Origin of the sequence: Flavobacterium aquidurense, from assembly GCF_001404985.1 — a bacterium.
In the GTDB taxonomy this organism is placed as follows: domain Bacteria; phylum Bacteroidota; class Bacteroidia; order Flavobacteriales; family Flavobacteriaceae; genus Flavobacterium; species Flavobacterium aquidurense_B.
Window position 1 is genome coordinate 533,286 of the sequence record NZ_JRLF01000009.1, and the last position, 26,727, is coordinate 560,012.

General features: G+C 35.4%; 9 protein-coding genes. 2 read left to right on the forward strand and 7 right to left on the reverse strand.

Annotation, left to right across the window (positions count from 1 at the left end; genetic code table 11):
* Window position 1 precedes the first annotated feature (1 nt).
* A complete protein-coding gene (locus RC62_RS08345) occupies window positions 2-1,639 on the forward strand; it encodes a S41 family peptidase (RefSeq protein ID WP_055094424.1) in 1,638 nt (545 codons plus the stop codon).
* Window positions 1,640-1,641: 2 nt separating this feature from the next.
* Window positions 1,642-2,448: an OmpA family protein gene (locus RC62_RS08350; RefSeq protein ID WP_055094426.1), complete on the forward strand. Its 807-nt coding sequence runs from the start codon at window positions 1,642-1,644 to the stop codon at window positions 2,446-2,448.
* A gap of 161 nt (window positions 2,449-2,609) precedes the next feature.
* Here RC62_RS08350 and RC62_RS08355 read toward each other — a convergent pair whose 3' ends face one another.
* From RC62_RS08355 to RC62_RS08385, 7 genes are all read right to left on the reverse strand, one after another.
* On the reverse strand, window positions 2,610-3,056 hold the full coding sequence (locus RC62_RS08355) for a GNAT family N-acetyltransferase (protein WP_055094428.1): 447 nt from the start codon (window positions 3,054-3,056) through the stop codon (window positions 2,610-2,612).
* Window positions 3,057-3,167: 111 nt separating this feature from the next.
* Window positions 3,168-3,809: a DUF1579 domain-containing protein gene (locus RC62_RS08360; protein WP_055094429.1), complete on the reverse strand. Its 642-nt coding sequence runs from the start codon at window positions 3,807-3,809 to the stop codon at window positions 3,168-3,170.
* A 73-nt stretch (window positions 3,810-3,882) separates the two neighbouring features.
* Window positions 3,883-4,851, reverse strand: coding sequence for a DUF4837 family protein (locus tag RC62_RS08365; RefSeq protein WP_055094431.1), 969 nt, complete (start codon window positions 4,849-4,851; stop codon window positions 3,883-3,885).
* Between the two features lie 47 nt (window positions 4,852-4,898).
* On the reverse strand, window positions 4,899-6,737 hold the full coding sequence (locus RC62_RS08370; protein ID WP_055094433.1) for a LysM peptidoglycan-binding domain-containing protein: 1,839 nt from the start codon (window positions 6,735-6,737) through the stop codon (window positions 4,899-4,901).
* A 110-nt stretch (window positions 6,738-6,847) separates the two neighbouring features.
* The gene (locus RC62_RS08375) at window positions 6,848-8,035 is read right to left on the reverse strand and encodes a phosphoglycerate kinase (protein ID WP_055094434.1); all 1,188 of its coding nucleotides are present in this window, start codon (window positions 8,033-8,035) and stop codon (window positions 6,848-6,850) included.
* Window positions 8,036-8,182: 147 nt separating this feature from the next.
* Complete coding sequence (locus tag RC62_RS08380) at window positions 8,183-9,157, reverse strand: type IX secretion system membrane protein PorP/SprF (protein WP_055094548.1); 975 nt, start codon at window positions 9,155-9,157, stop codon at window positions 8,183-8,185.
* A gap of 44 nt (window positions 9,158-9,201) precedes the next feature.
* Window positions 9,202-26,670, reverse strand: coding sequence for a T9SS type B sorting domain-containing protein (locus RC62_RS08385; protein WP_167343850.1), 17,469 nt, complete (start codon window positions 26,668-26,670; stop codon window positions 9,202-9,204).
* Window positions 26,671-26,727 lie beyond the last annotated feature (57 nt).

Sequence of the window (26,727 nt, forward strand, 5' to 3'; positions counted from 1 at the left end):
CATGTATCCTTATTTCAAAAAGAAATTCATCATACCAACTGTTGCGGCAGGATTTTTATTTATTGGAACCAGTTTCAAAGACGACTTTTTTGAGATTGCCAAGCAAATCGAAATCTTCACCACATTATTTAAAGCTGTTAATACCAATTATGTCGACGAAACAAATCCTGGTGACTTGATGGATAAAGCCATTAAGAGCATGTTAGGAAGTTTAGATCCTTATACGGTTTACTTTAATGAGCAGGATGTTGTAAACTTCAAGATCAATAATACGGGAGAATATACCGGAATTGGTGCTTTGATATCCAGAAAAAAAGATCGTTTAATTGTTCGTGAACCTTATAAAAATTATCCTGCTGATAAAGCCGGACTAAAAGCGGGTGACGAAATTATCCAGATTGGTGATGTTTTGATTGCTGATTTTAAAGATGATGCTTCGCAATTGCTGAAAGGAACTAAGAATACTAAAATCCAGATTAAATATCTACGTCAGGGAAAAACATTTACAACTGAATTGGTTTTGGATGAAGTGGATATTAAATCCGTTCCGTTCTACGGAAAGATTGATGATAAAACGGGTTATATTGTTCTGGCACATTTTAGCCGTAAAGCTTCAACTGAAGTAAAAGAAGCGCTGGAAAAACTAAAAGCTGACGGAGCTACGCAAATCGTGCTTGACTTAAGAGGAAATCCAGGTGGTTTACTAAATGAAGCCATTGATATTTGTAATTTATTTGTTCCTAAGAATGAAGTTATTGTAACTACAAAATCAAGAATCGAAAAGCATAATAATACGTATAAAACGACTAAAGAACCTATTGATACTCAGATTCCATTAGCTATTTTGGTAAACGGAAGAAGTGCTTCTGCCTCTGAAATTGTTTCGGGAGCTTTGCAGGATTTAGATCGTGCAGTGGTTTTGGGAAGCCGTAGTTTTGGAAAAGGTTTGGTGCAGCGTTCAGTTGATCTGACTTACGGAACTCAGCTAAAAGTAACTATCTCCCGTTACTATACTCCTTCAGGCCGTTGTATTCAGGCTTTAGATTATGCCCATAAGGATAAAAATGGTGTTGCTCAAAAAACGGATGCTAAAAATTTTAATGCTTTTAAAACCAGAAAAGGAAGAACGGTTTATGATGGCGGTGGTGTTTTGCCGGATATTGAATTAGACGAAGCTAAAATGAGCCCGATCACGACTGCGTTACTAAAAAATGACGGAATCTTTGATTACGCAACAACCTATTATTACAAGAACCCGAATCTTGGTGATAAAATCCCAACGGTTTCAGATGCTGATTACGCTAGTTTCAAACAATACTTAAAAGCAAACAAAATTAGTTTTGATACGGAGACTGAAGTAGCTTTGAAGAATACTTTGGCTGCAGCCAAAAACGAAAAAATTGATGAAACGATAGCTCCGGAATACCAACAATTATTGGCAGCACTTGAAAAAAGTGAAACAACTTTATTGGATAAAAACCAAAAGGAAATTAGAAACCTGATTCAGGAAGAACTGATTAAGAGATATCAATATCAGGAGGGATTATATCAATATTATATTAGGAACAATTCAGAGATTAAGAAAGCGGTAAATGTTTTAAATAATCAAACTGAATATAAAACGATTTTAAAGATGTAAAAATGAAACTTTGTAGCGCCATTTTTCTGTTTATTCTTTACAATTTATCGGCACAGCAAAACACTATTGAAACCATTTATTTCGAATTTGATAAATTCGATCTTACGCCCAGACAAACCGAAGTTGTAACTTGTTTTATTAAAGATATTGACAGCTCTAAAGTAGAGTCAATAGAAATTTATGGGTATTGTGATGACCGCGGGAATGACGAATACAATTTCCGTTTATCAAATAATCGTGCCAAAACTATTCAGAAGCTATTAGTTTCGGCCGGGTTTAATAATCAGACTAAAATTATAATTATTGAAGGAAAAGGGCGCGTCAGGATTAAAGCTGACACGGTTGAAAATCTTCATGAAACTCGTTCCAGAAATCGTAGGGTTGATTTGATTGTTGTTAAGAAAAACAACCTTGGAAAAGGAATATATAATTCGTTTAGCAATAAAATCAAAGTTGGCGATAAAGTTTTCCTCGAAAATATTCTATTTAATCTTGGAAGCTCAAAACTTACTTCAATTGCTAAAAAAGAACTGGACAAAGTGGTAGTTATTTTAGAAAAACAAAAGAACATGCATTTCGAAATAAGAGGTCATGTTTGCTGCACTCCCCCAATTTATAGTGACGGAATTGACAAAGACACAAAAGAAAGAAAGCTTTCCCGGAATCGTGCAAAGACAGTTTTTAATTATCTGAGTTCGAAAAAAATTTCTAAAAACCGAATGACTTATCGAGGCTGTGGCAATAAATATCCTTTGGGAAAAGGCGATGCTCTTGATCGTCGTGTAGAATTTTTAATTACCAAATTATAGCTTTCTGACTTAAAGTTTAACTCTAAGAAAAACTACTATTCGATTGTTTTTAAATGAATTATAAATTTAAAATACAATTATAGAAACAAACGCAACAATGTGTCATTAATTTTTGCACTATAAATTATTCTTAGTTCAATGAATTTTAAATTGCTTAAAAATTATTCTTTTATCATCTCAATGTGCGGGATATCATTTTCAAGATACATTTCGCTGGTTTGGACAAATCCATGGCTTTCGTAAAATTTCTTCAGGTACAATTGAGCGCCAATAGTTATTTTATCTGTATTGAAATTAGATTTTATTCCTGCAATAGCTTCACGCATTAAATCATGTCCCCATTTTTTGTCGCGATAATTCGCATCTACAACTACTCTGCCAATCGAGGCATTATCAAAGCTTATTCCTGCATCGAATATACGTGCATAAGCGACAATTTTACCATCGTACTCCCCAATTAGGTGTAATGCTTTCTTGTCTTTTCCGTCAAGGTCCAAATAAACGCAATTTTGCTCTACTACAAAGATTTCACTTCTTACTTTGAGTAAATCATATAGTTCGTTAACTGTTAATGCCTCAAACGGCTTTATTTTCCATTTTAATTCCATTGTGTATTCTTGTATATTCTGTTTTAATAAAAGTTAAGCAAAATTACATTAAATAAAAATCCTGACTACAAACTGCAATCAGGATTTATACTTTTTGATTGAATAAAAAACTTATTTTTTCTTCATTATGATTTCCATGCTTTTATATTCTTTTCCATTTTTTACGTCAAACATTTCCATTTTACGCGTTTGCGCGTCTACAATGGTATAAATTTCACGAAAGGGCGTTTTTTTCTGACTTACAGGATTTACCACATCTCCTTTCAGTTCCATACTTTTTGTTTTGTCATCGTATGTACCGTTTGCCACCATCATTCCTGTACCCATATTGTCGATAAAAGTTGTAGTATATTCTTTGCTGGCATTATTATAAGCAAGGGTACTTTTTCCTTCAAATGGCTGTCCCATTATTTTTCCCTCATAACTGGTTTCCTGATAACGTCCGCCAAGAATCATTTTGACATTTGCCGTAGAACTTGATTTTTCGGGTTTTCCATTTGGCTCATACCAGAAAGTCATGTCGCAATTCCAGGTTCCTACTTCATCTGTCATTAGTTTATGAGGTTCACCGGGTTTGGCATATGCTTGCCAGGCTTTCATTTCTGTTGCTGAATCTACCAGTTGTTCGGCAATTGGTTCTGTTGTGCTAATGCTGTCTGTAGCATTTACGGTTCCAACTTCTGTTTTTACTTCTTTCTTGCAGGAAGCAAAAAACAGTAGTAACATTACTAATACTGTGATTGAATTTTTCATAACTCTTTGTTTTAATGTTTGTTACAAAACAAAAATAAGAAAAATATTAGTTCATTGTGTTCTGATCTGATTCTTAACGTTTATCAATTTTAACTGATTTTATAATTGCTTCTAAATCGAACATCAAATCGCGTTCCTGATTTGAAGGCGAATAACAAAACCCTTCAATAACCAAAATCCTATTGTACATTTCATCTACAATGGCATAATTGATAAAAGGCCCGGACATAAAATCATTTTTAAGTTCCCAGGTTCCTTTGGTCTCATATGCATTTTTGCCGTCTAAGGTTGTTGCAGAAAAATAAGGTGCATAAGCTTCACCGGTAATCATTCGGGTATTGGGTTCGCGTCCTTTAATGTAGCTTCCAATAGAATCACGCATTTTGATAATATTGGTTATCGTATTTGAGTTCTTCTTAAAACTACGCAAAGGTATCTGGTAAATAAGTAAGCTTGTATTGCCGCTGATGATATCTTTTTTTAGCCAAATGAAATTCTTTTTGTGCAACATGTATTCATAACCTGTTGGAATTTGTAAATCGATATGGAATTTGTTTTTTATAACGGCAGGGTTTAGAAGTGATTTGCTGTTATCTTCCTGGATTTTTTTTATTTCGGCATCCCGAATGATCTTAATAATTTGTCCTGAATTAAGTTCAATACTACAAATAATATCATCTACAGATTTGCCATAAATACGAAATGTATTATGGGGTAATGCTCTACTGTGATTGATTTCGAATTTGTCTGTAACGGCTTTTTTGACTACAATTATACTACGGCTGTCGGTCACGAAACCTTCTAGCAAACGGGCAGGATATTGATTTATGGTAAATAGGGGTTCTTCCTGGGTAAGGCCCAAAACCGGTGAGGCAAATTTATTCCGGATACTGTCGCCTACTTCTCCATACCACAATTGATCGTCTATAATAATAGAGATCGAATTTGTTTTGCCGGATACTGGTTGGGACTGCTTTTCATTCCTGAAACATGAAATGAGTACAAATGGAATTAGCAGCAATAAAAAATGGGTTTTATTCATTTTCTTAATTTATGAAATAAAACCCAAATTTATGTAAGATTTTTTTACTATCCGTTTATTTTAAGTTTCATTCCGGGTTTAATGTCTCCGTCTTTTATATTATTCCATTTTTTAATATCTGAAATGGTAACTCCAGGATATTTTTTTGAAATACTATATAACGAATCTCCTTTTTTAACGTAATAGTCTTCTCCAAGATCTTTGGCTGAAGTTGCTTTTTTCTTGAATGAATCAATCGAAGAATTTGAAGCTATAGCTGTATTTACAGCATTTTCGTCAATAATTTCAGGTGTTGTTTTAGAAACTACCAGTGTTTTACCTAAACCAATATTATTTGAAGTTAGACTATTCAGTTCTTTTAACTCCGCAATAGTCGTACCGAATTTTTTAGCAATGCTTCCTAAATTATCTCCGGCTACTACAACATATTCCTGTGATTGTGTATTGTTTTTATCTTTATCATCTGCAGCGGCAATTGCTTCTTCAGATCTTTTTTCTACTGCAAGTGCTGCTTTTAGTTCTTTTGGATTTTTGATTATAGGATCAACATCTGATTTAATCTTTAGATTTCTTCCAAGTGCAACGGCATTAGATTTAAGATTGTTCCATTTTTTCAAGTCGATAATGTTTACATTATACTTTGAGGCAATGGCTCCTAAATTATCTCCTTTTTGAACTTTATACCACTTAACATCTGTATCGATTGTTTTTTCCAGTTTTGCTTTTGCTTTTGGGGTTACCTTTAAAGCTAATTGAACCGGCATGGTTTTATTTCTTGACTGATAGGCTACGTAGTCGTAAATTTTATCCTCGTTTGAAACAAATGTGGCGATTTTATCTTTTGGTAAACGTAAATAATGTGGTTCTCCCTGATAAAAAGGCACAACGTTTAATTTATAAGATGGATTTAAAAGTTGTATTTGAGATTGTGGCATGTCTAACAAATCTGCAATTTGTTTGAATGACATTTGGTTTTTGATTTGAACGGTGTCTGTTTCGAAGTTTTTGACTACAGCTCTTTGAGGATTAATTCCGTGTTCTTTATGGTATTCAAAAAGATACATTGTGGCTAAAAAAGCGGGAACATAACCTTGGGTTTCTTTTGGAAGGTGGTTACGAATGTCCCAGTATTTTGTTTTTCCGCCTGAACGACGAATTGCTTTGGTAACATTTCCCGGACCTGAATTGTATGAAGCTAAAACCAGCTCCCAATCACCAAAAATATTGTACATTTTAGTCATGTACTCTGAACATGCAGCTGTTGCTTTAAGCGGATCACTGCGTTCATCGATGTATGAGTCTATTTTAAGTGCGTATTGTTTCCCGGTTCCGTACATGAATTGCCAAAGTCCCGTGGCGCCCATTTTAGAAACTGCTTTAGGATTTAAAGCAGATTCTACAACGGCTAAATATTTAATTTCTAAAGGCACATTTTGTTTTGCAAAGGCATCTTCAAAAATTGGAAAATAATATTCTGATAAAGACATTAATCGTGAAAATGACTTTTTACGATTTTTAAGAAACGACTTTATTATGTTTTCTAAACCTTGATTGTATTCAATCTCAAAAGGTGATTTCTCATTCATTGCCTGAAGACGCTGTTTAAGCAATTCTGTTGGCAGTTCTTCATCTACAGTAACATCTGTGTTGATGGTTTGAATGTCTTTCGTGAGATCATCGTAAATATCTAAACTTACTAATTCGTTCATCCAGAGACTATCTACGCGAGTTGCCATCTCGTCTCTTTTAAAAGAATTTTTAACAGAATCTAAATACGATATCTTTACAATTGGCTTAATTTCCAGATCTGTCTTTGCAACATCTTGTGCAAACATCGAAATTGAAAAAAAAGCAGAAACAACTAATGATATTTTTTTTACAATCATATAACATTTTTTTAAAATTCTATAAATCAAACTATTATAGAAACCTTACTTTTGCAAACTTAACCAGTTTATGGATGTAAATTATGTAAAAAAATGTTAATTGTGATATTTTAGTCTAAAATCGCAGCGATTCCAGGTAAAACTTTTCCTTCTAACATTTCTAGCATAGCCCCGCCACCAGTGGAAACATAGCTCATTTTGTCTTCGAAACCAAACTGTTTTACGGCAGCAACTGAATCTCCGCCACCAACTAATGAAAATGCTCCATTTTCTGTTGCTTCGGCAATATAATCCCCTAAAGCAATTGTTCCTTTTGCAAATGATTCCATCTCAAAAACTCCTAAAGGACCATTCCATAAAATAGTTTTTGATTCTAAAATTACTTTTTTGAAGTTTTCTAAAGATTTAGGACCTGCGTCAAGACCTTGCCATCCGTCAGGAATTTCTGTAACATCTACCACTTTTGTGTTTGCTGTGTTTGAGAAATCATCTGCAGCAATTACATCAACCGGAATATGAATCTGAACTCCTTTTTCTTTGGCTAATCTTAAAATTTCAAGTGCCAATTCTTGTTTGTCATCTTCACAAATAGAATCTCCAATTTTACCACCTTGCGCTTTAATGAATGTAAAAGTCATTCCGCCGCCAATGATCATGTGATCTACTTTGTCAAGGATGTTTTCGATAACAGTGATTTTAGAAGATACTTTTGATCCTCCAAGAACTGCAGTTACCGGTTTTTCGCTATTTTTAAGTACTTTGTTTAAGCTCTCTATTTCTTTGGCCAATAATGTACCGAAGCATTTTTCTGTTGGAAAAAATTGTGCAATGATTGTTGTTGAAGCGTGTGCTCTGTGTGCTGTTCCAAAAGCGTCGTTTACATAGATGTCTCCAAGTGAAGCCAATTCTTTTGCAAAAGCAACATCTCCAGCTTCTTCTTCAGCGTGAAAACGTAAATTTTCAAGTAATAAAACTTCTCCGGGCTTTAAATCTTTGGCAGCAGCCTGAGCTACTTCTCCAACACAATTTTCAGCAAATTTAACCTCAACTCCTAAAATTTCTGAAGCTGTTTTTAAAATATGTTTTAACGAATATTTTTCTTCAACACCTTTTGGTCTTCCTAAATGCGACATCAAAATTACGCTTCCACCTTGTGCTAAAATAGCATCAATTGTAGGTTTTGCCGCTTCGATACGTGTAGCATCAGTTACATTAAAATTTTCATCCAGTGGTACATTAAAGTCAACACGGATAATTGCTTTTTTATTTTTAAAATCGAAATCGTTTAAAGTTTTCATTAGATAATTTTTTAGTTTTTTTGAAAGAAAAACAAATATAGAACTTTTAAAGTATCAATAAATATAAAAATAACCTATCTGTAATAACGAAAACGTTATAAGTTAAGAAAAAAAACAAATTAGCTGTTAAATTGTTGAAAATGTTCTTTAATCGTGAACCGGACTTTGTGTACAAGGACAGTTACTGATTGCCTGTAAGAAATCGAAACCAATAGTTATCGAGTGTGTACCTGTGTTATAGTTACCCAAATCGTTGAACATTACCTGGTATGAATATCCAAAATAGAATTTAGATTTCATGAAACCTACCATTGGCCCAACTGATAATGGTTTAGGAAACTGGTCGTTTAGGAAACGGTATGAAACTCCTATCCAGTAGTAATCTTCGTAACGATTGTAACGTCTGTATTTGAAGTTGAAATCGGTTGTAGAACGTTTATCACTTGCAAAATATTGGTAGTAAACAGACGGCTCGTATTCGATACGGCTGTTTTCTCCATCTTTAAATACATATCCGGAATATACCTGGTAGTTGGAAAGTAAAGATGGTTCTACTCCTCTGTATTTATCTGTATTTTTCTTTAAAACGTTATTGGCATTAAAACTCACATAGAAACTTTTATTACGGTACAAAGCACTAATATCAAAGTTACTATTCGCATTATAACGATTATCTGTAACTCCCGGATCAATAAAAGGCTGATTGGGTGTACTATTAAATTCATCTGTATCAATACGGAAAGTATTGATATTATAGGAAAGTCCAAAAGACAGATATTGCTTAGAATAGTAATCTAAAATGATGTGGTGCGCAAATGAAATTTTAGCTCCAGTTTGACGCGTATAACCATTTTTATCATTATAAACATTTATACCAACCCCGGAACGATCCAGTACTCTAAAATCAGCATAAACCGATTGGTTGTCCGGCGCATCTTTAATCCCCACCCATTGTGTAAGACCGTTTGCCCTAATTCTAAGGTTATCCCCGATACCGGCAAATGCTGGTGAGATAACAAAGGGGTTGTCCGCCAAATATTGTGTAAAAACTGGTAGGTTTAACTCTTGGCTGTAACTTGTTGTTACAGCCATGAGTACTAAAGATAAAATAAACTTTTTCATTGTAATAATTTTTTTAGATAACATCATCAGGGGCTCTTATTTTGTTATCTGTATAAAGTGAAATGTCCTACAAACTCTCTTGCATCTTTCTCGTCTTTCAATTTAAGAACATACCAGTAATCTCCTGTTGGTAATTCTTCGCCATTGTATTTACCATCCCATTTTTGACCGTAGTGGTACTTAGCAATTACACGACCGTATCTGTCGAAGATTGAGAACTCAAGGTTGTTGTAAATATTAGTACAACCAGGACCCCATGTATCATAAATACCATCTCCGTTAGGGGTAAAGTAATTATCAAGACAAACATCTACGTAAATAGCATGAACAGTAATTGTCGCTGTACATCCGTTTTGATCTCTTACTATTACTACATAATCTCCTGTTTTGTAGATTTTGTATTTGTTTGAAGATGTAAACGGCTCTCCGTTGAAACTGTACTCATAAGCAGGTGAACCACCAGCAGCAGTAACATTAATAATGTTCATTTCCTGTTGTCCTGTAGCCTCGATAAGAGTTAACGGATCATATGCTTTGATGTCGAAACTAATTGTTGGTACGATACATCCGTTTGTATGTCTTGTCACGATAAAGTGTCTTCCCGGAGCAACATTTGTAAAGATGTGACTTGTCTGGAAAGGACCTGCTTCGTTATCAAGTGCATAATCAATCTGAGTAAGATCTGTATTGCTTGTATCAACTGTAATAGTTACCATGTTAGATTGTGCATTGTTCACACAGTCATAATTAACTTCAACAGTTGGGTTTAGAACTACCGGTAAAGGCATATTCTCTACAAACTCAGATGTACATCCTTGAGCATCTTTAACATAAACGGTATGAACACCTCCTGAAAGATTCGTAAAGTCAAAGATAGTCTGACCAATTGCTCCTACAGTATAAGTTCCGTTTTTAACATCAAGACTTACGCTATATGGTGCTGTACCTCCTTTAATTTCGATACTAAATGCTCCGTCTTTATCGTCTTTACAAACTTCAGGAATCATAGAGTTTGCAAGTTCTTTCACGATAAGAGGTAATGGTTGTGTAATTTCTATTTCGTCTACTACATAACAACCGTTTTCATCTTGTGTAACGATAGTATAGATACCAGCAGTTAATTTCTCGAATGTATTTTTAGTATCAAACTGGTTCAAGTCAGGTGAGATAGCATATTTAACAACACCTGTACCACCTGCATAACTCATTACGATTTGACCGTTGTTTTCTCCAAAACAAGAAACATTTGTTGCTACGTGCGTTGTGCTCAGACCAACAGCAGGTTCTTTAATTTCTACAGATTTAACAACTGCATCACAATCACCGCTTACCACTCTAACATTGTAGTTTCCTGCAATCAGACCTTCGAATCTTCCATCAGCTTTAGGTCCTTGTAATATAACACCAGCTGTAGTTTCTAAAGTATAGGCATAGTTTCCTAAAGCACCTTTTCCTTCAGCAACGATAACACCTGTTTGTTCACCTGTACATTTTACAACTGCATTTGTAATATCTAATTCTAATAACAGAGGCTCTAAAGCATCAATTCTAATTTCGTTAGAAATACTAGCCACACAGTTATTGGCATCTTTTACAAAGTACTGGTATTTACCAACCGGCACCTGGAATGATACTGAAGTTATAAATGGAGTAACATTATATGTTGTACCATCTGCACTGTAAGTATAAGGAGCTGATCCGCCCGTTGCACTTAATGTAAGGGTAGTTTCTGTATCACATGTTTGCGCTGTTGCTAAAGTTAAATCAGCAACAATTTCTGTAGGTTCTGTAATAACAATATTAGCTGATGTTATTGAACAGTTATATCCGTCAGAAACTGTAATACTGTATGTTCCGGCAGGTAATCCTGCGAAAACAGGATCAGTTTGCGGACCTGAAACAGCAACTGGGTTTACTGATAAGTAATTTAATGTATATTTATAGTTACTTCCCTGACCACCTGTAGTTGTATGAACAGTAATGATACCGTCTCTTCCACCAAAACAAGATAACATTGCTGCATTTGGTGTAGCATTTACCTGAATTGGATCCGGTACAACTAATGTCACGATTTCAGTATCGATACATCCTTTACCGTCTTTAGCATTTACGGTGTAAACTCCAGCTTTTAATCCTGTAAAGTTTCCATCAGTTCTGTAAGGAACTATTGGAGCACCGTTTAATACTAATTCATAAGTATAATTATTATCCCATCCACCTACTGCAGAAGCAGAGATTTCACCGTCATCATAATTTGCAGATGTACACGTAATTGGGCTAGTTAATACTTTAACCTCTAATTGAGCTGAAGGCTGTGCTATTGTAAACACAGTCGAAACAGTACACTCAGGTAATGCTCTTAATTTTGCCGTTACGGTATATGTACCTGCAACAAGGTTTGAAATCAATTCAGGACCAGCACTTGTAGTTGTTCCTGAGATTACTGCAGGACCACCAGTGATAGTGTAATCAAAAGGACCAGCTTCATCAAGAGGATCTGTTTGATTGTCTACAAAAGTTAATTCAACGCTTCCGGTACTTGTACCATAACAAATTTCTGTTGCAATTGGATTAACTTTAATTTCAAATGTGTTAGGATTTGAAACATAATGTGCTTCTTGTATTGAACAATGTGTATCAGGGTTTTCAACAGTAATTAAATAATTTCCTATTGGTAATCCTGTAAATACTCCTGTTGTATTGTTATCTGTAAATGTGCTTCCGCCAATACCTTCAATTTTGTATAACAAGAATGCCGGAGCCGGTGTACCTGTTGTTTTAACAGTTACAGTTATATCTTCATTGTTAATACATGTGATGTTTTTATTAATTGTAATATCAATATCATCTAAACTAATGAAAGGTTTAATATCGATTATTGATGTTGCTGATCCAACACATCCGTTTTCATCATAAACATTTACAGTATAAATACCTCCTGTAAGATCAAATACAGTATATACATTTGATGTACTGCTTTGAAGTACTGTTGCTCCTTTAATAAATTCATATTTAATGAAGTTACCAGAACCACCAGTTACATTGTTTACTGTAATTGTAGCCAGATTATTTCCGTTAGTTCCAGGAGTACAGCCAAATTGAGTAACAACCGGATCAGGAACTGTAATTACAGCTGGCTGACCTATTGTAACATCTTCTAATGCTTTACAACCTCTACCTGAAGTAACTGTTACGGTATATTGTCCTACAGGTAATCCTGTAAACACTCCAGATGTTTGATCTGGTCTTGTAACTGGTCCAGCAGTAATACTATAGTAATAAATAGGGTTATTATTTACACCTGTTTCATCAATAGTAGCAGTAATAGTACCATCTGTAAATCCGTTACAAGTTACATCAGTTCCTTTTACAAGTAAACCTTGAATGTCTGTAGCTTTTTCAATATCAAACTCAACTGTATCTGTACAATTAGTTGTTAAATCTGTTACAATAATAGTATGATGTCCGTGATTAACATTATTAAATGTTCCTGACGTCTGACCAAAGTTACCATCTAAACTATAGCTATAATTTGCAGGAGTTGCTCCTCCGGTAGCCGTAGCAGTAACTATACCATCTACGAAGTTACAACCTGGCAATTTAGTTACCACAACATCTAAAACTAATGGTGGTAAAATATTTACTACAGCTGTTGTTGTTACTTCACAACCATTACCATCTTTTACTGTTACATCATAGGAACGAGCATCAGTAACTGTGAATGTTGGATTAGATTGGAATCCGTTACCAATACTATAAAGGATTGGTGCTACACCTGTAACTCCGGTAATCGTAAATGTATACGTTCCGTTTGTTGCATCCGGACATTGACTGAACGGAGCTACACTTGGAGTTGTTGGTAATGCATCCTCAATAATTGTTTGAGTTTTTGTAGCAGGACATCCGTTAAGATCTTTTACATAAATATCCCAAACCATGTTTGCTCCATTGTTTGTATCTACCACAATCGTAGGATTAGCTCCAAACGTTGTTGGAACCGGAGATCCCTGAACTACTGCTGCATAACCGTAAGCTTGCGTTCCGCCTGTAGCAGTAATTGTAATTATAGCTTTTTTATTGTTACAATTAATATTTGTTGCAGTAGATGTGAAATCCAGAACAGCCGGCTCACCAACTACAAAATTAATTACCTGACGCTGACATCCTGAAATATTATCTAAAACAGTAAATGTATAACTACCTGCTGTTAAACCTGTATATGTAATAACATCTCCAACTTTTGTAGCAGTTCCTGCAATTGGCGAGATACTATATCCATAATTAGCCGGAGTAATATAGTTCGTTACCGTAAAGGCTACTGAACCTGTATTACCACCATTACATAATACATCGCTTAATAACTGAGCAGTTACATTGATTTTATCAGACTCTTTTATTACAATCGCTTTAGTTGTACTACAACCGTTAGCATCTGTAACTTTTATTTGATAATTATCCGGTAATAATCCAGGGAAAATACCCGTTGTATTGTTTGCTACTGCTGTTGCAGGTGAAACAATTTCATATTTATATGGTCCTACACCACCGGTTACTGCGGTTACAGTAGCTGTAGAAGTTCCTCCTACAGTGTTACAGTAAATTGGTGTTGCAGTAATATTCATATCTGTTGGCGGCGTGTAAGGATTTACGACTACAGAGTTAGTAACTCTACATCCTTTAGAATCGATTACAACATAGTAAACCGTTTTTGGACTCACTATAGTACTTACCGTTAATGTTGGAGAATCTCCAAAAGTAACTCCGTTATCAAAACTATATTTATATCCAGGTGTACCATCAGCAGCAGTTAAGGTAACAACTGCATCCTGAGGAGCATTAGTTAAGCTACAACCAAATGGTGTAACTACTGCCGTTGCTGTTAATACAACTGGCTGTGAAATTACAACAGTTTCGCTTACAACACATTTTTTAGCATCTCTTACGTAAACTGTGTAAGTATTTGCAGTTAATCCAGCAAAAATGTTAGATGGCTGATATGTTGTACCGTTAATACTGTATTCGTAAGCAGGAAGTCCGCTTCCGGCTGTGATTGTAATACTTCCGTTATTGCCACCATTACAACTTACATCTGATTTAGTTGTAGAAATTGTAGGCATTACAATAGGATTTACAACTACAGGAAGTGAAACTGCCTGACAGTTTTTACTATCTGTTACTGTAAAAGTATATGTTCCAGGAATATTTGTTGTGTATGGAGAAGTTGCCGGTGAAGGTGCACCTCCATTAAATGAAACCTGATAATTATTATATGTCAATGATCCCTGAGTAGCTGTCAATGTAATTGTAGCCAAGTTAGGAGCGGCACATGTTAAATCCTGTAATTTAGCCTCTAACAATAGTTCCTGATCAAGGTTGTAAACATAAGGCGTAACCGCATCACAATTGTTTGCATCTCTTACATAGAAAGTATAAGAACCCGGTGCATTTAATACGAAGTCTGGGCTAGATTTAAATCCGTTACCAATACTGTACATTAAAGGACCTACTCCGTGACCTACCAAAGTAACATTTACCGGAGCGCCATCATAACAAACACCTGTAATTGGGTCTATTGTTGGTCTTGGATCTGTTACGATAGTCAATGGTAATTGTGCGATACATCCTTTTGAATCTTTTACATAAGCAATCCATGTTTTAGACGGATCTAAAATAGCATTAGGACTAGCTTTATAATCACTGGCAACCGGAGTTGCAGGAGTTGCAACGAAAGCATAAGTATAGTTTGGAGTTCCTCCAGAACCTATAACACTCACTTTTGCACCAAAACTACAGTTTGCATTAACATTAGAAACTAATGATAAATCTAATGGTACAGCCGGTTGGCTAACCACTACAGTATTTGTAGCGACACAACCTGTTGCAACATCTACAACATCAATTTTATAAGAACCTACAGCTAAATTTACAAGAGTAACTTTAGGGTTTGTATGTGTTCCTGCAACGGCAACACCGTTGATTGAATATGTATATGATCCGGCAAAATTACCTACTGTAAATTCTACAGAACCATTTGGAGTTGCCGCTGTTTCGTTACAGCTCACATCTTTTATTAATTGACCAGAAACTGTAATATTTGTTACTGGTTTTATTGTGTATGATTTTTGGAATGAACATCCATTTGCATCAGTTACTTTGAAAACATAAGTATCTGGCCCAAGTCCTGCAAAAACATTTGATGTGCCGTTATCCACTGTAATTGGCGATACGATTTCATATTTAGTAATTGCATATCCACCTACTACAGAAACTGTAATACTTGTTGTTGGGGCGTTACAAGTGATTGCAGCACCAGCAAAAGTTAAGTTTGTAATTTTTTGGTATGGATTAACCGTTACCGTATTATCAAACGTACACCCTTTAGCATCTTTAACATAATAGTGAATAGTTTGTACTGCACCATTATCCAGAACTGCTAATGTATTAGCGTCATTGTATACCGCAGAACCATCAAAATTATATTTGTATGGAGCTGTTCCTGTACCTGTAGTAACATTTACTGTTACAACTGCCGGCTGAGCAACATTACTTGTATTACAAGAATACGGTGTTACGGCTGCAGTAGCTGCAAGAACTGCCGGTTGTCCAACTGTGAAAGGTTTAGACAATGAGCATCCTCTACCTGAGAATACTGTAATTGAATACGTTCCTTGTGGTAAATTAGAGAATATGTTATTTGTTTGTACTGATCCCGGAGGAACTGGTAAGATAGAATACGTGTAAACTGGATTATCGCTGTTAGCAGCAAGATTTACAGTAATCGTACCATCGCTAGATCCGTTACAAGAAGCATCGATTACAACAGCAGTAAAATCTACAGGTGTTGGAGCAGATAACTCAACAGGAGCATTTGCAGTACACAATGTATTTGTATCTGTAATAGTAATTGTATAAGCACCTGCAGGAACACCTGAAATAACATTACCTAAAATAGTTCCCACATTAGGAGTGATACTATATGAATAAGTACCTGAACCTCCTGAAGGTGTCAATGTTATAACGCCATCGTTATTCGCACAAGTTGGTAATTTAGTAATCGCAGGTACTACTAAAAGAGGTTTTTCGATTACGATCGATTTAGTGTCAATACAACCGTTAGCATCCTTGATACTAATTGTATTTGAACCTGAATTAAGACCTGTAACATCATATGGTAAACCAGGAATACTTGCATATAAACCGTTGTTTACACTTATAGAATAAGGTGCAACACCTGCAGTAGTTTGAGAAACTCTCACTACATAAGTTCCTTCAGCCACACATTTGTCTACAACTGCTAAAGCAATTACCGGACTTGGTGCTAAAGATATAGTCGTACTAACTCTGTCTGTACAGCCATTTGCATCTTGTACAACAATATCCCAATTAGTTCTTGTTGCATAATTTAGGCTTAAAACATTGCCTGTATTGAAAACTGTAGGCGTGAAACCAACAGCTCCAGCCGCGTATTTATAAGGACCTGTTCCTCCTGTTGTAGTCAGAGTAACCTGAGCATTAACATTACAAGTAGCATCTACAACTGCAGTGATAGCAGTTTTAAGAGGTTGAGCTGGTTGCGTTATGTCAAATGTATAAGCATTAGAACATAATGTACCTGTAGACTCAGAAACTTTTAGAACATAGTTTCCTGCTGGTAAGTTTGGTATCGTATGAGAAACCGGACCACCTGGAGAACCTGTTAATGTTCCAGCTATTGCCGGAGTAACCGGTAATAAAGTTAAAGCATTTAAAACAACATAATTAATTACAGAAACTGACGAGTCGTAACCGCTAACAGTAAATTGTAAAGTTCCTGTTGAAGTACCTGTACAAGTAACATTAGTCGCTGTTGTACCTGTAATAACTATTCCTGACGGAGGAGGAGGAGTTTTAAATTCTAAAATAGAGATACAATCATTAGCATCTTTTACTTGTAAGTAATAAGTAGTTCCGTGTTGTAAACCTATAAATGTATAAGTAGGACTTGTTTGTGCAGGGCTTTCAGTTAAAGGTTGTCCAAAAATAGAATATTTATAATCTGGTGTACCTCCTGAAGTAGTCACTGTAACATTAACACCTGTAGCACAATTGTTTGAATCTACAACGGCAGTCATACTTAAATATGGTGGTGTTTCAATTCTTAATTTACCACTTTTAAATTCACAACCTACTGCATCTACAACGGTAATATAATAATCTCCAAAGTTTAAGTTTGCAAATTTATGAACCGCAGTTGCAGCAGCACCTGTTTCAGTATAAGTATCAATTTGTGTAAATGTATTATCGTATAGTCTGTAAACGTATGGAGCAACTCCACCTGAAACTACATTAAGGTCAAAACTACCAGGCGTATTTAAGTTACATAAAATTGCATTACGCACTATATTAACAACAATTGGAGCTGGATTATTCAACGTAATTGTTGCAGGTGCAGAAGTACAGCCTTTAGCATCTTTAACCACATAGTTATATGTTCCTGCAGATAATCCACCAAAAACATTTGTAGATACAAAAGTAGCACCGTTATCAATACTGTAAGTAAAAGGAGAAACTCCTGATGTAGCTACCAATTTGATAGAACCATCTGTGTAAGCGTTACAAGTTGGGTCAACTTTTGTAGCTGTTACAGCAATACTTTGCGGTGTTGTTGTAGTAACTTTATTTGTGATTTTTTTACAACCTGCTGCGTCAGTTACCTCAAAATAGTAATCACCGGCAACAGTTGTTGTATATGTATTTCCTACCAAATCCGGAGAAGTACCATAAGTAACTCCACCATCTGTAGAAACTAAATAAGTATAAGGAGCTAAACCTCCGCCTGCATTAATAGTAATACTTGCTCCAGCTGGAGTTAAACAAGTAATATCGCTAACTAAAACAGCATTTGCTGTTAAAACAGAATTAACTGTAACTGTAGCAGTAGCTGTACAATTATTAGCGTCTTTAACCGTAACAATATATGTTCCAGGAGAAGTCACTGTAAAAGTATCTGCAGGGCTTGGTGTAACACCATTACTAATAGAATACGTTAAAGGTGCAACACCTCCTGTACCAACAGCTTTTATTATAAAAGATGTTCCTGTAGAAGTACATTGATTTGTAACCGAAGCCGTAACAGTAGGTGCTACATCTGTAGTAACTGCTACATCTAGTTTAATCAAACAACCATTTGCATCTTTTACCCAAATATCCCAATCTGTAATTGTTGCATTAAGGTTAGCCGTGTTATTTGATACATAATCAGCTGAAGTAGGTGCAACATTATTTTGTACATAAGCATAAGAATATGCTGTAGTTCCTCCAGTAGCATTAACTGTTACTTTTGAAGTAGTTACATTACAATTCGCATTTACCACATCAACAGTAGCTGCAAGAGCTTGAGTTGGTTGTGTAATTGTAACTGATTTATTGTCTTTACAATTTGTAGTGTTATCAGTTACCTCAAGATTATAAGTACCGGCAACTAAACCATTTAATGTAATAACATCACCTGTTGTTGCAGTTGTATAAGGTAATCCTGCAGGAGTAGAAGTTACTGCAACAGCATAATTTCCTGTTGCGCTAAAGCCACTAATAGTGAATCTTGCTGAACCTGTATTTCCTCCAAAACATAAAACATCTGTTAATTTAGATGCTGTAACAGCAATTGGTGTAAGACTATTTACAGTATAAGACTGAATTGCAAAACATCCGTTTGCATCAGTAACTTTAAAAGTATAAGTATCCGGAGTTAATCCTGTGAAAATTCCTGTTGTAGCTCCTGTTACATTTGTAACAGCAGAAGCCGGAGCAGTAATTACATAAGCTAAACTTCCAACACCATTTGTAGTAGTAACTGTTACTGTACTTGTAGTACTTGCAGCAGGAGCACATAAAATTGGTGTACCGGTAATTGATGCAATAATTGGTGGATCTAATTTTTTTACAACAATTTGTTGAATTGCTGTTGTACATCCTTTTGCATCTTTAACAGAATAGTTGATCGTTTGATCATTTCCGTTATCATTAATTGTTAAGGTATTATTGTTACTATATGGGCTTCCATTGAAGCTATATTCATACGGAGCTGTACCAGTTGTTGGTACTGCAATTGTAATCGTAGCAGATTGTTTTGTATTTGTAACACTACAAGTAAAATTAGTAGCAGTAGCAGTAGCTGTTAAAGTAGTAGGCTGAGCAATAGTTACAGCTACAGTATTTGTACAGCCTTTACTGTCTTTTACATAGAAAGTATATGAACCTGCTGCTAAATTTTCGAATAATGAAGTTAAAGCATAAGTTGTTCCATTAGAACTGTATGTATATCCTCCTGAACCACCAGCTCCTGTTAACTGAACAGAACCTGTTGCTGAACCATTACAAGAAGCATCAACTTTTACAGCAGTAACAGTTGGGTTTGTAATTGGGGCAACAGTAGTCGATGTAGTAGTAGAACATCCGTTAGCATCTGTAATTACAAATGTGTAACCATCAGCGTTAGCCGGAGTTACAGAAATTGTAAATGATGTTCCAGCTATAGGACCAACCGGAGAACTTGGTGTTCCCGATCCTTTTGTTACTGTATAAGTATATGGTGCTTTTCCTCCTTTAACATCAACTTTGATAGTCGCGTCTGGAGTACCTGTACAATCTAATTCTTTAGTCACACCTGCCAAAGCAGATACCTGAGGATAAACAGTTACCGGAGTAGCTGCACTAGTTGTACAACCATTTTTATCCTTAACTGTAACTGTGTATGTTCCTGCAGTTACTGTAAAAGTATTACCTGGCTGGAAGTTCGTTCCATCAATACTGTAAGATAGAGGATTTAATCCCGTAGCATTTGCCGTAATCGTAAAGCTTGAGATCGAACCTGTCTGACATTGGTTGTCAACCGTAACTGAAGTAATTACCGGTTTGGCATCTACAGCAATAGTGATTGGGAAATTATCTGTACAACCATTAGCGTCTTTAACGTAAACGATCCAGTTTAATACTGTACCATTCACAGTATTAACTGTCAATACATCATCATAAACTGTAGGAACCGGAGCTCCTTGTCTTGCAACAGCATAGGTGTAAGCAGGAGTTCCTCCTGTTGTAGTAGCTGTAATTTCAGCTGTAAATTTATTACAATTTACTGTAGTTGCCGTTGCAGTAACGTCTAACACCGCAGCTGGCTGCGCTAAAATAACTGAATAAGTAGCCTGACATTTTGTTAATCTGTCTGTTACAGTAATTGTATAAGTACCTGCAGGCTGAGCCGCAGTAACAGCAATAGTTGTTGTTGCCTGGCTTACATTTGTAGCTTGTTGAATAATTGTATTAGCAGCGTTTCTAATAATGTAGTCGAATCCGCTTGCTTTTACTCCACTAACTGTAAATTCAATAGTTCCTGTAGATCCAAAACATTTAATGTTAGTAAGTACTGATCCTCCTGCTGTAATATCAGAAGTACCTTTTATAGTGTGACCTTTTGTAAATAAACAATTTGTAGCAGTATCAGTAGCCTGGAAAATATAATCACCAGGAGCTAATGATTTAAAGTCACCCGTTGTATTTGTCGCAGGATTAAATCCGGCAGGACCTGAAATAATTTGGTATGTGATAGTCGCTAAACTTCCAGATTTTACAGCTGTTAAAGTTACATGTCCGCCTGGAGGAGTTGTAGAACAATCGTATCCGCTATCAACAATAGTGATATCTGTGATTTGATCTAAAGCACCAATAGTAATCGATAATGGTCCAAGCTGACAATTATTAGCATCTTTAATATAAGCTGTCACTGTTCCAGCTGTTGTTGTAGAGAATGTATTTGTTGTTGTAAAGTTAGTAGTTCCGTTAAAACTATACGTATAAGCACCAGTTCCTCCACCAGCAGTAACTGTAACTACTGCAGGAACTGTTCCTGTAGCACTACATTTAATTGTTGTAGCAGCAATTGATCCTGTTACAACTGTAGGTTGCGTTAATCTTATAATTGCACTTGCAGAAGTACAACCTTTACTATCTCTAACCTGATAAGTATAATCAACGTTTGGACTTAAATTAGAGTATAACGTATTTGTTGACCAACCTAAATTGTTAAAGTTATATTCATATCCGCCTGAACCACCAGCACCAAGTAATTCAACTGTACCGTTTTGTAAGCCATTACAAGTAATTTGTGTTGGTGAAGCAGTAACAGTAGGATTTGTTATTGGGCTAATAGTAGCAGTAACAGTTGTAATACATCCTTTAGAGTCTGTAATTTCAAAAGTATAAAGTCCTGCTCCGGTTGTAGCTGAGTAATTAAAGGTATTACCTGTAACATTTACAACACCGCCATAAGCTCCGGTATCTTTTTTAACTTTATAAGTATATGCAGCAACTCCATCTGTAATGTCAACTTTAATAGTTGCATTAGGAGTTGTACAATCTAATGTTTTTGTAATTGAAGCAGCCGCTTTTAATTCCGGTGCAATAACAATATTTGAAATTGTTACAGGACAGTTATTACTATCTGTAACTGTAATAGTATGTGTACCTGGTCCAACATTTGTAAATGTATTCGTGTTTTGTGCAGGTGCACCATCTAAACTATATGTTATAGCTCCTGTACCTGTTGCAGTTACTACAAGTGTAGCTCCTTTATTAGATGAGAAACAATAATTTGAAGTAGCAGCCAAACTTGCTGTTGGCAATACTGGCGCATCTACAACTACTTGCGCAGACGCAGTAGAAGAACACGCATATTGATCACGGGTTACAACAGTATAAGTTCCTGTAGGAACATTTGCAAAAACTCCAGTGTTTTGGAAAGCTCTTACAACTGTAACGCCATTTGCAGCTCTTAATTCGAATTCATAAGCAGGAGTTCCTCCAGTTGCAGTAGCTGTAATTGTTGCTCCTGTAGTACAAGTTGCAAGTTTAGTAACTTTTGCATCAATTTTTAATTCGGCAGGAACACCAATAGGCTGGCTAAATGGGAAACTACAACTTGCAGCTTTATCATCATAACGAATTAAAATATTGTATGTTTTACCTGTTAATCCAGTAACTGTAACAGGAGATGTTTTAGAGTTTGTCCACGTTGTTCCGTTATCTAATGAATAATCAAAACCATAAGCAGTTCCAAAATTTTGAGCTGATAAAGTAATTTCTCCGTTATTAGCACCAAAACAAGTAAGGTCTTTATGTCCTACGATTGCAGCAGAAAATGCTTTATCCGTACCCACAACAACTGGGAAATCTTTTGTAGCAAGACAAGATTCCGGTATCTGGCGAACCCAGATATCATCTATAAGTACATCATTACCATTAAACTCATTACTGTATGATCTAATTACAAAACTCAAATTAGTTTTACCAATACCAGGATTTAATGTTAACTCTTTATATTCCCATTTTTCAGTTTTAGGAACAACCCATGGGTTAGACGTGTCTGTGGTAGCAACGATTTCTTCTGGCCCACCTACATTATTTAAATTGTTTACTAACTGAATCGTTAATTTTGGATCAGCGTGAGATGTCGATGTTTTTACAATAAGATTCTCTGCCCATAGCGAAATAATTACAGACTGATTATCAATAACATCTTTAATTGGTTTACTATATAAAATACCTCCAATTCCTGCAGAACCTCCTACGTTTACACATAGAAATCTTCCTAACGGATCTTGTGGAACGGTATGATCTTTTGCAAAAATCCAAGAATTTCCAAAAGTAGTTTTAATAGAACTTGCTACTGCATATTTACCATCATTGATTTGGTAATCGTTAAAATCTCCACAAGGATATCCAACTGGGTGTGGCGTAGATTCGTCTTCAAAACAATAAGCAGGATTAATTCCCGGAGTAGTTGTGTAACCACCTTTACCAAAATCTTCCTGTAATAAATTACTATAAGTAGAAACTGTAGTTACTGTATACTTAACAGAAATTGTATGTGTTCCTGACGGAACATTTGCAAATACGTTATTTGTAATTGGAGTATTTGGAATACCATTTCTAAAATATTCATATTTATAGTTTGCAGATGTACCGTTTGTAACCGTTACTGTACTTGTTGCAGTACCGTTACAATTAAATACAGGATCTTCAACTTTAATAGTTGGTTCAGCTGGTTTTTGATCCAGAGTTACCGTGTAAGGAATTGTATACTCACAACCAACTGCATCTTTAATTTTTAGGATGTAAGAACCTGGCAATACATCTTTTTCATTTGTTGCCTGCCATGTTGCACCACCATCAAAACTGTACTGATAAGGAGTAGTTCCTCCTTGTGCATTATTAATTCTTAATTTACCACCTTGTTGACCTAATGTACATCCTGCCAATGCAGCTACACCACCAGATGCTGTTACAGCAGATGTTGGTCCGGCAATGATTTTTTGTACCGCAGGATCTGAACAGTATTTAATAGTTGGCTGACCAAATTCAGGAGTATAAGCTATACCATATCTTACTACTACATTATAAGTTCCAGGTTGTAAATTAGAGAATACAGGATTTGTTTGATAAGTTCCTCCATTATTAATACTGTAAGACATACTATATCCGTTAGCATTAGTAACATTTACTCTAATTTCAGAGTTATCATTATAACAAGTACTGTTTGTATTTGTAATTGTATAAGTTGGTTTTGTACTATTAGGAACTACAACAGTTCTTGTTAATGTACAGTTATTTTTATCTACAATTTTAATTACATACGTTCCCGGAGCAGTAACTACATATTCATTTGAAGTTTGAAAAACAGTATCACTATTTATAAAATAAGAATACGGAGTATTTCCACCTTCTGCAGTAATTTTAATTTTTCCATCACTACAAGCTGTCAATGGTTCTACTAAAGTAGCCGTTGCTTTATACTCGTTCCAAACCTGACCTATATAAATATATTTTGTGTCTTTACAACCATCATCTGTAGAAACTTCTACAACATAGTTTTTATTGGTCGTTAAATTATCAAAAGTATATTCAGCAGCAGCAACTGGTCCTATATTATATAATAAGTTTCCATCACTGTAAACCTTATAATAATATTGTGGATTTGCATCATTCACCGCTACTTTAATTCTACCTTTTTCACCATAACACAATGGTTGTGTTACCTCTGAAACTACAGCAAAATTTCTTTGTCTGATTTGAATATTAGGAACTGTAAAAATACAAGGATTTAGATTTACACCAGTTTGTCTGATGTATACCGTATAGAATCCTGCAGTATTTACATTAAAAATATTACTTGGCTGATAATTTGTACCATCAATACTGTACTCATATCCTGCAGGAACACCACCAATTGTAATAGTACCTGGTTTTCCGCAAATAATATCTGTATGTTTTTCTGTTGGATTTAATGAGTTGGTGAATACATTAAAATAGAAACGGTTAAAACAACCACCTGCATAATTTAATGTCAACCTGTATTGTCCCGCTATCTTAGCTTCATAATTTGGTCCGGTCGCAACCTGCGTCCAGGAACATGAAGTACCTTCATTAGCACAACTTGCACTAATTGGAGCAGCACAACTTGCCTCATCCAGTTTTTCCCAAACAAGAGTAGAACCATCTGAAATATGAGTTTCGATTAATCTCGAATCATTTGCACCACACAAGAAAAGATTAGGTAACTCTTTTCCGTTGTTAGGACAAATTAATACCTCACCTTTATATGGAGCTTTTGCATATGGAATAACCGGATTTGTTGTTGTAGCACCAAATCTTGTTACAGTAAAAGCCTGGTAAATTGATCTACATGGAGCTGCGGCTAAATTATAAACATAATAAATTCCAGGCTCTTTAACAGTAAGAGTTTGTCCTGTACCTATTTGTTTAGTACGAGCTTCGTCACTAAACCAGGTATAAGAAGTATACCCGTTTGCAGCTACAAGATTTACATCATCTTTACATAAAGTAGCAGTTGCTGTATATTTACAACCATCAACACCTACTAAAAAGTTAGTTGCTTTTGGAGTTAATATACATCCTGTATTCGTATTAACACTTGGATCATCAGAAATTTGAAAATCCGGATTCAATGTTCCTTTATAAGTTGCGTAAGCCGAGTTATCAATACTGTTAGAACATGCTTCACTCAATGAATTACAATCAGGAACAACCTTAACTTTGAAACTGATAACCTTATCCGCTATTGAATTTGCTTTAACTACTGAATCATCAATTTTAAATACAATACTTCTCGTAGCAGGATTATAACTTTGAATCGATACTCCGGCTGGTAAAGGATTTATATCAGTAGGATAATTAAATATAATATTGATAGGTAACTGATCTCTAATCGTTAAAGATTTAGCATCATCATTACCCGTGTTTTTAAAACCAATTTCATAATTTAATTGTTGGCCTAATGTTACATTTTGGTTTCCAATATCTACACCCGCAGAATTTTTTACAATTTTTGTCAGTACAATATGCGGTTCGATAATATCTACCGCAAAGGCATTAAAATAATAAAAATAAACGTCCTGAGTACTTCCTAACTTAATTTTTGCCGAAGTTTCATTATTATCAATTACAATCCCCCCGGGCCTTAATAGCGTTCCCGGATTGTTAATATTCAAAATACCGGCATCATACCCAAGGGTATTTGTACTGGCAGGATTTCGATTTAAGAAATCTTCTGTTTTATCCGTAGCCGGATCAACATAAGTTACACTACTGTTAAAGAAGTTATTTGATGGTCTGATGATTGCATTTGCAGCATTTGTAGCCGTAATAGTTGTACCATTAATTTGCAGATAATCTCCCGCAATAGGCTGATCTCCCTCTAAGGCTGCAAAAGCAAATTTCACACGAACAGGACCAGTAGGAATGGTCTTAAATCCGGCAACATCAATATCTAAAGTTGTAGCACCTCCAATACCGCTAAAACCATCAAACGAGGTAATGAATTTTGCAGGCAATGTTGGATCTTCATAAACAACAAAAATAGACCAACCGGCAGATAAACCAGTTCCGCCATTTGTTCCTTCACTAGACTTAACGTTTGCAACAGTATACAATCCCTGAGCATTAGTTTGTCCCGAAACTAAAGATGTAATATCTGCATAACAGGCATATGCTTTATTATTATCACCACCAATTGGTGCCGCATTGGCATCATAAATGATTTGACCGGTAATATCATTATAGGCACCTGTAGGTAATTTAAGTTTTACTTTTTCTATACCGGTACGATCATTTTGCTGAAGGATCGCACCCCAATACAAACCAGCATAAACAATTTTATAACAGGCAGGTTTTGGTACCGTCAATGTAGCACTACTGGAACTGAATGTAGTGTTATCATTATCGACATCAATATATTTCATATTGAAATCAGAATTGTATCCATTACCATTATAAGCGTCTTTTGGACTCCTATTATTGGTTTCCCTGTTGAGGATATTGTTACCAATAAGTAACATATCACCCTTCAATCTCTTGTCAAATCTTGGCGTAAATGACTTAAGATTTTGAGAAATTACAAAGTAACTTTGAAAGAAAATCAAAGCTATTAAAATCAATCTTAGGTTAGTAGGTGTTTTCATAATCATTTTTTTGTTTACTTACATCTTATCCTCTAAGGGGCATTAGTGAATAAAACA

What these genes read in the sequence shown, in the direction of transcription:
- RC62_RS08360 (WP_055094429.1), bottom strand. Translation starts at nt 3,809, where the DNA reads ATGAAAAATTCAATCACAGTATTAGTAATGTTACTACTGTTTTTTGCT.
- RC62_RS08355 (WP_055094428.1), bottom strand. Translation starts at nt 3,056, where the DNA reads ATGGAATTAAAATGGAAAATAAAGCCGTTTGAGGCATTAACAGTTAAC.
- RC62_RS08350 (WP_055094426.1), top strand. Translation starts at nt 1,642, where the DNA reads ATGAAACTTTGTAGCGCCATTTTTCTGTTTATTCTTTACAATTTATCG.
- RC62_RS08375 (WP_055094434.1), bottom strand. Translation starts at nt 8,035, where the DNA reads ATGAAAACTTTAAACGATTTCGATTTTAAAAATAAAAAAGCAATTATC.
- RC62_RS08385 (WP_167343850.1), bottom strand. Translation starts at nt 26,670, where the DNA reads ATGAAAACACCTACTAACCTAAGATTGATTTTAATAGCTTTGATTTTC.
- RC62_RS08380 (WP_055094548.1), bottom strand. Translation starts at nt 9,157, where the DNA reads ATGAAAAAGTTTATTTTATCTTTAGTACTCATGGCTGTAACAACAAGT.
- RC62_RS08370 (WP_055094433.1), bottom strand. Translation starts at nt 6,737, where the DNA reads ATGATTGTAAAAAAAATATCATTAGTTGTTTCTGCTTTTTTTTCAATT.
- RC62_RS08365 (WP_055094431.1), bottom strand. Translation starts at nt 4,851, where the DNA reads ATGAATAAAACCCATTTTTTATTGCTGCTAATTCCATTTGTACTCATT.
- RC62_RS08345 (WP_055094424.1), top strand. Translation starts at nt 2, where the DNA reads ATGTATCCTTATTTCAAAAAGAAATTCATCATACCAACTGTTGCGGCA.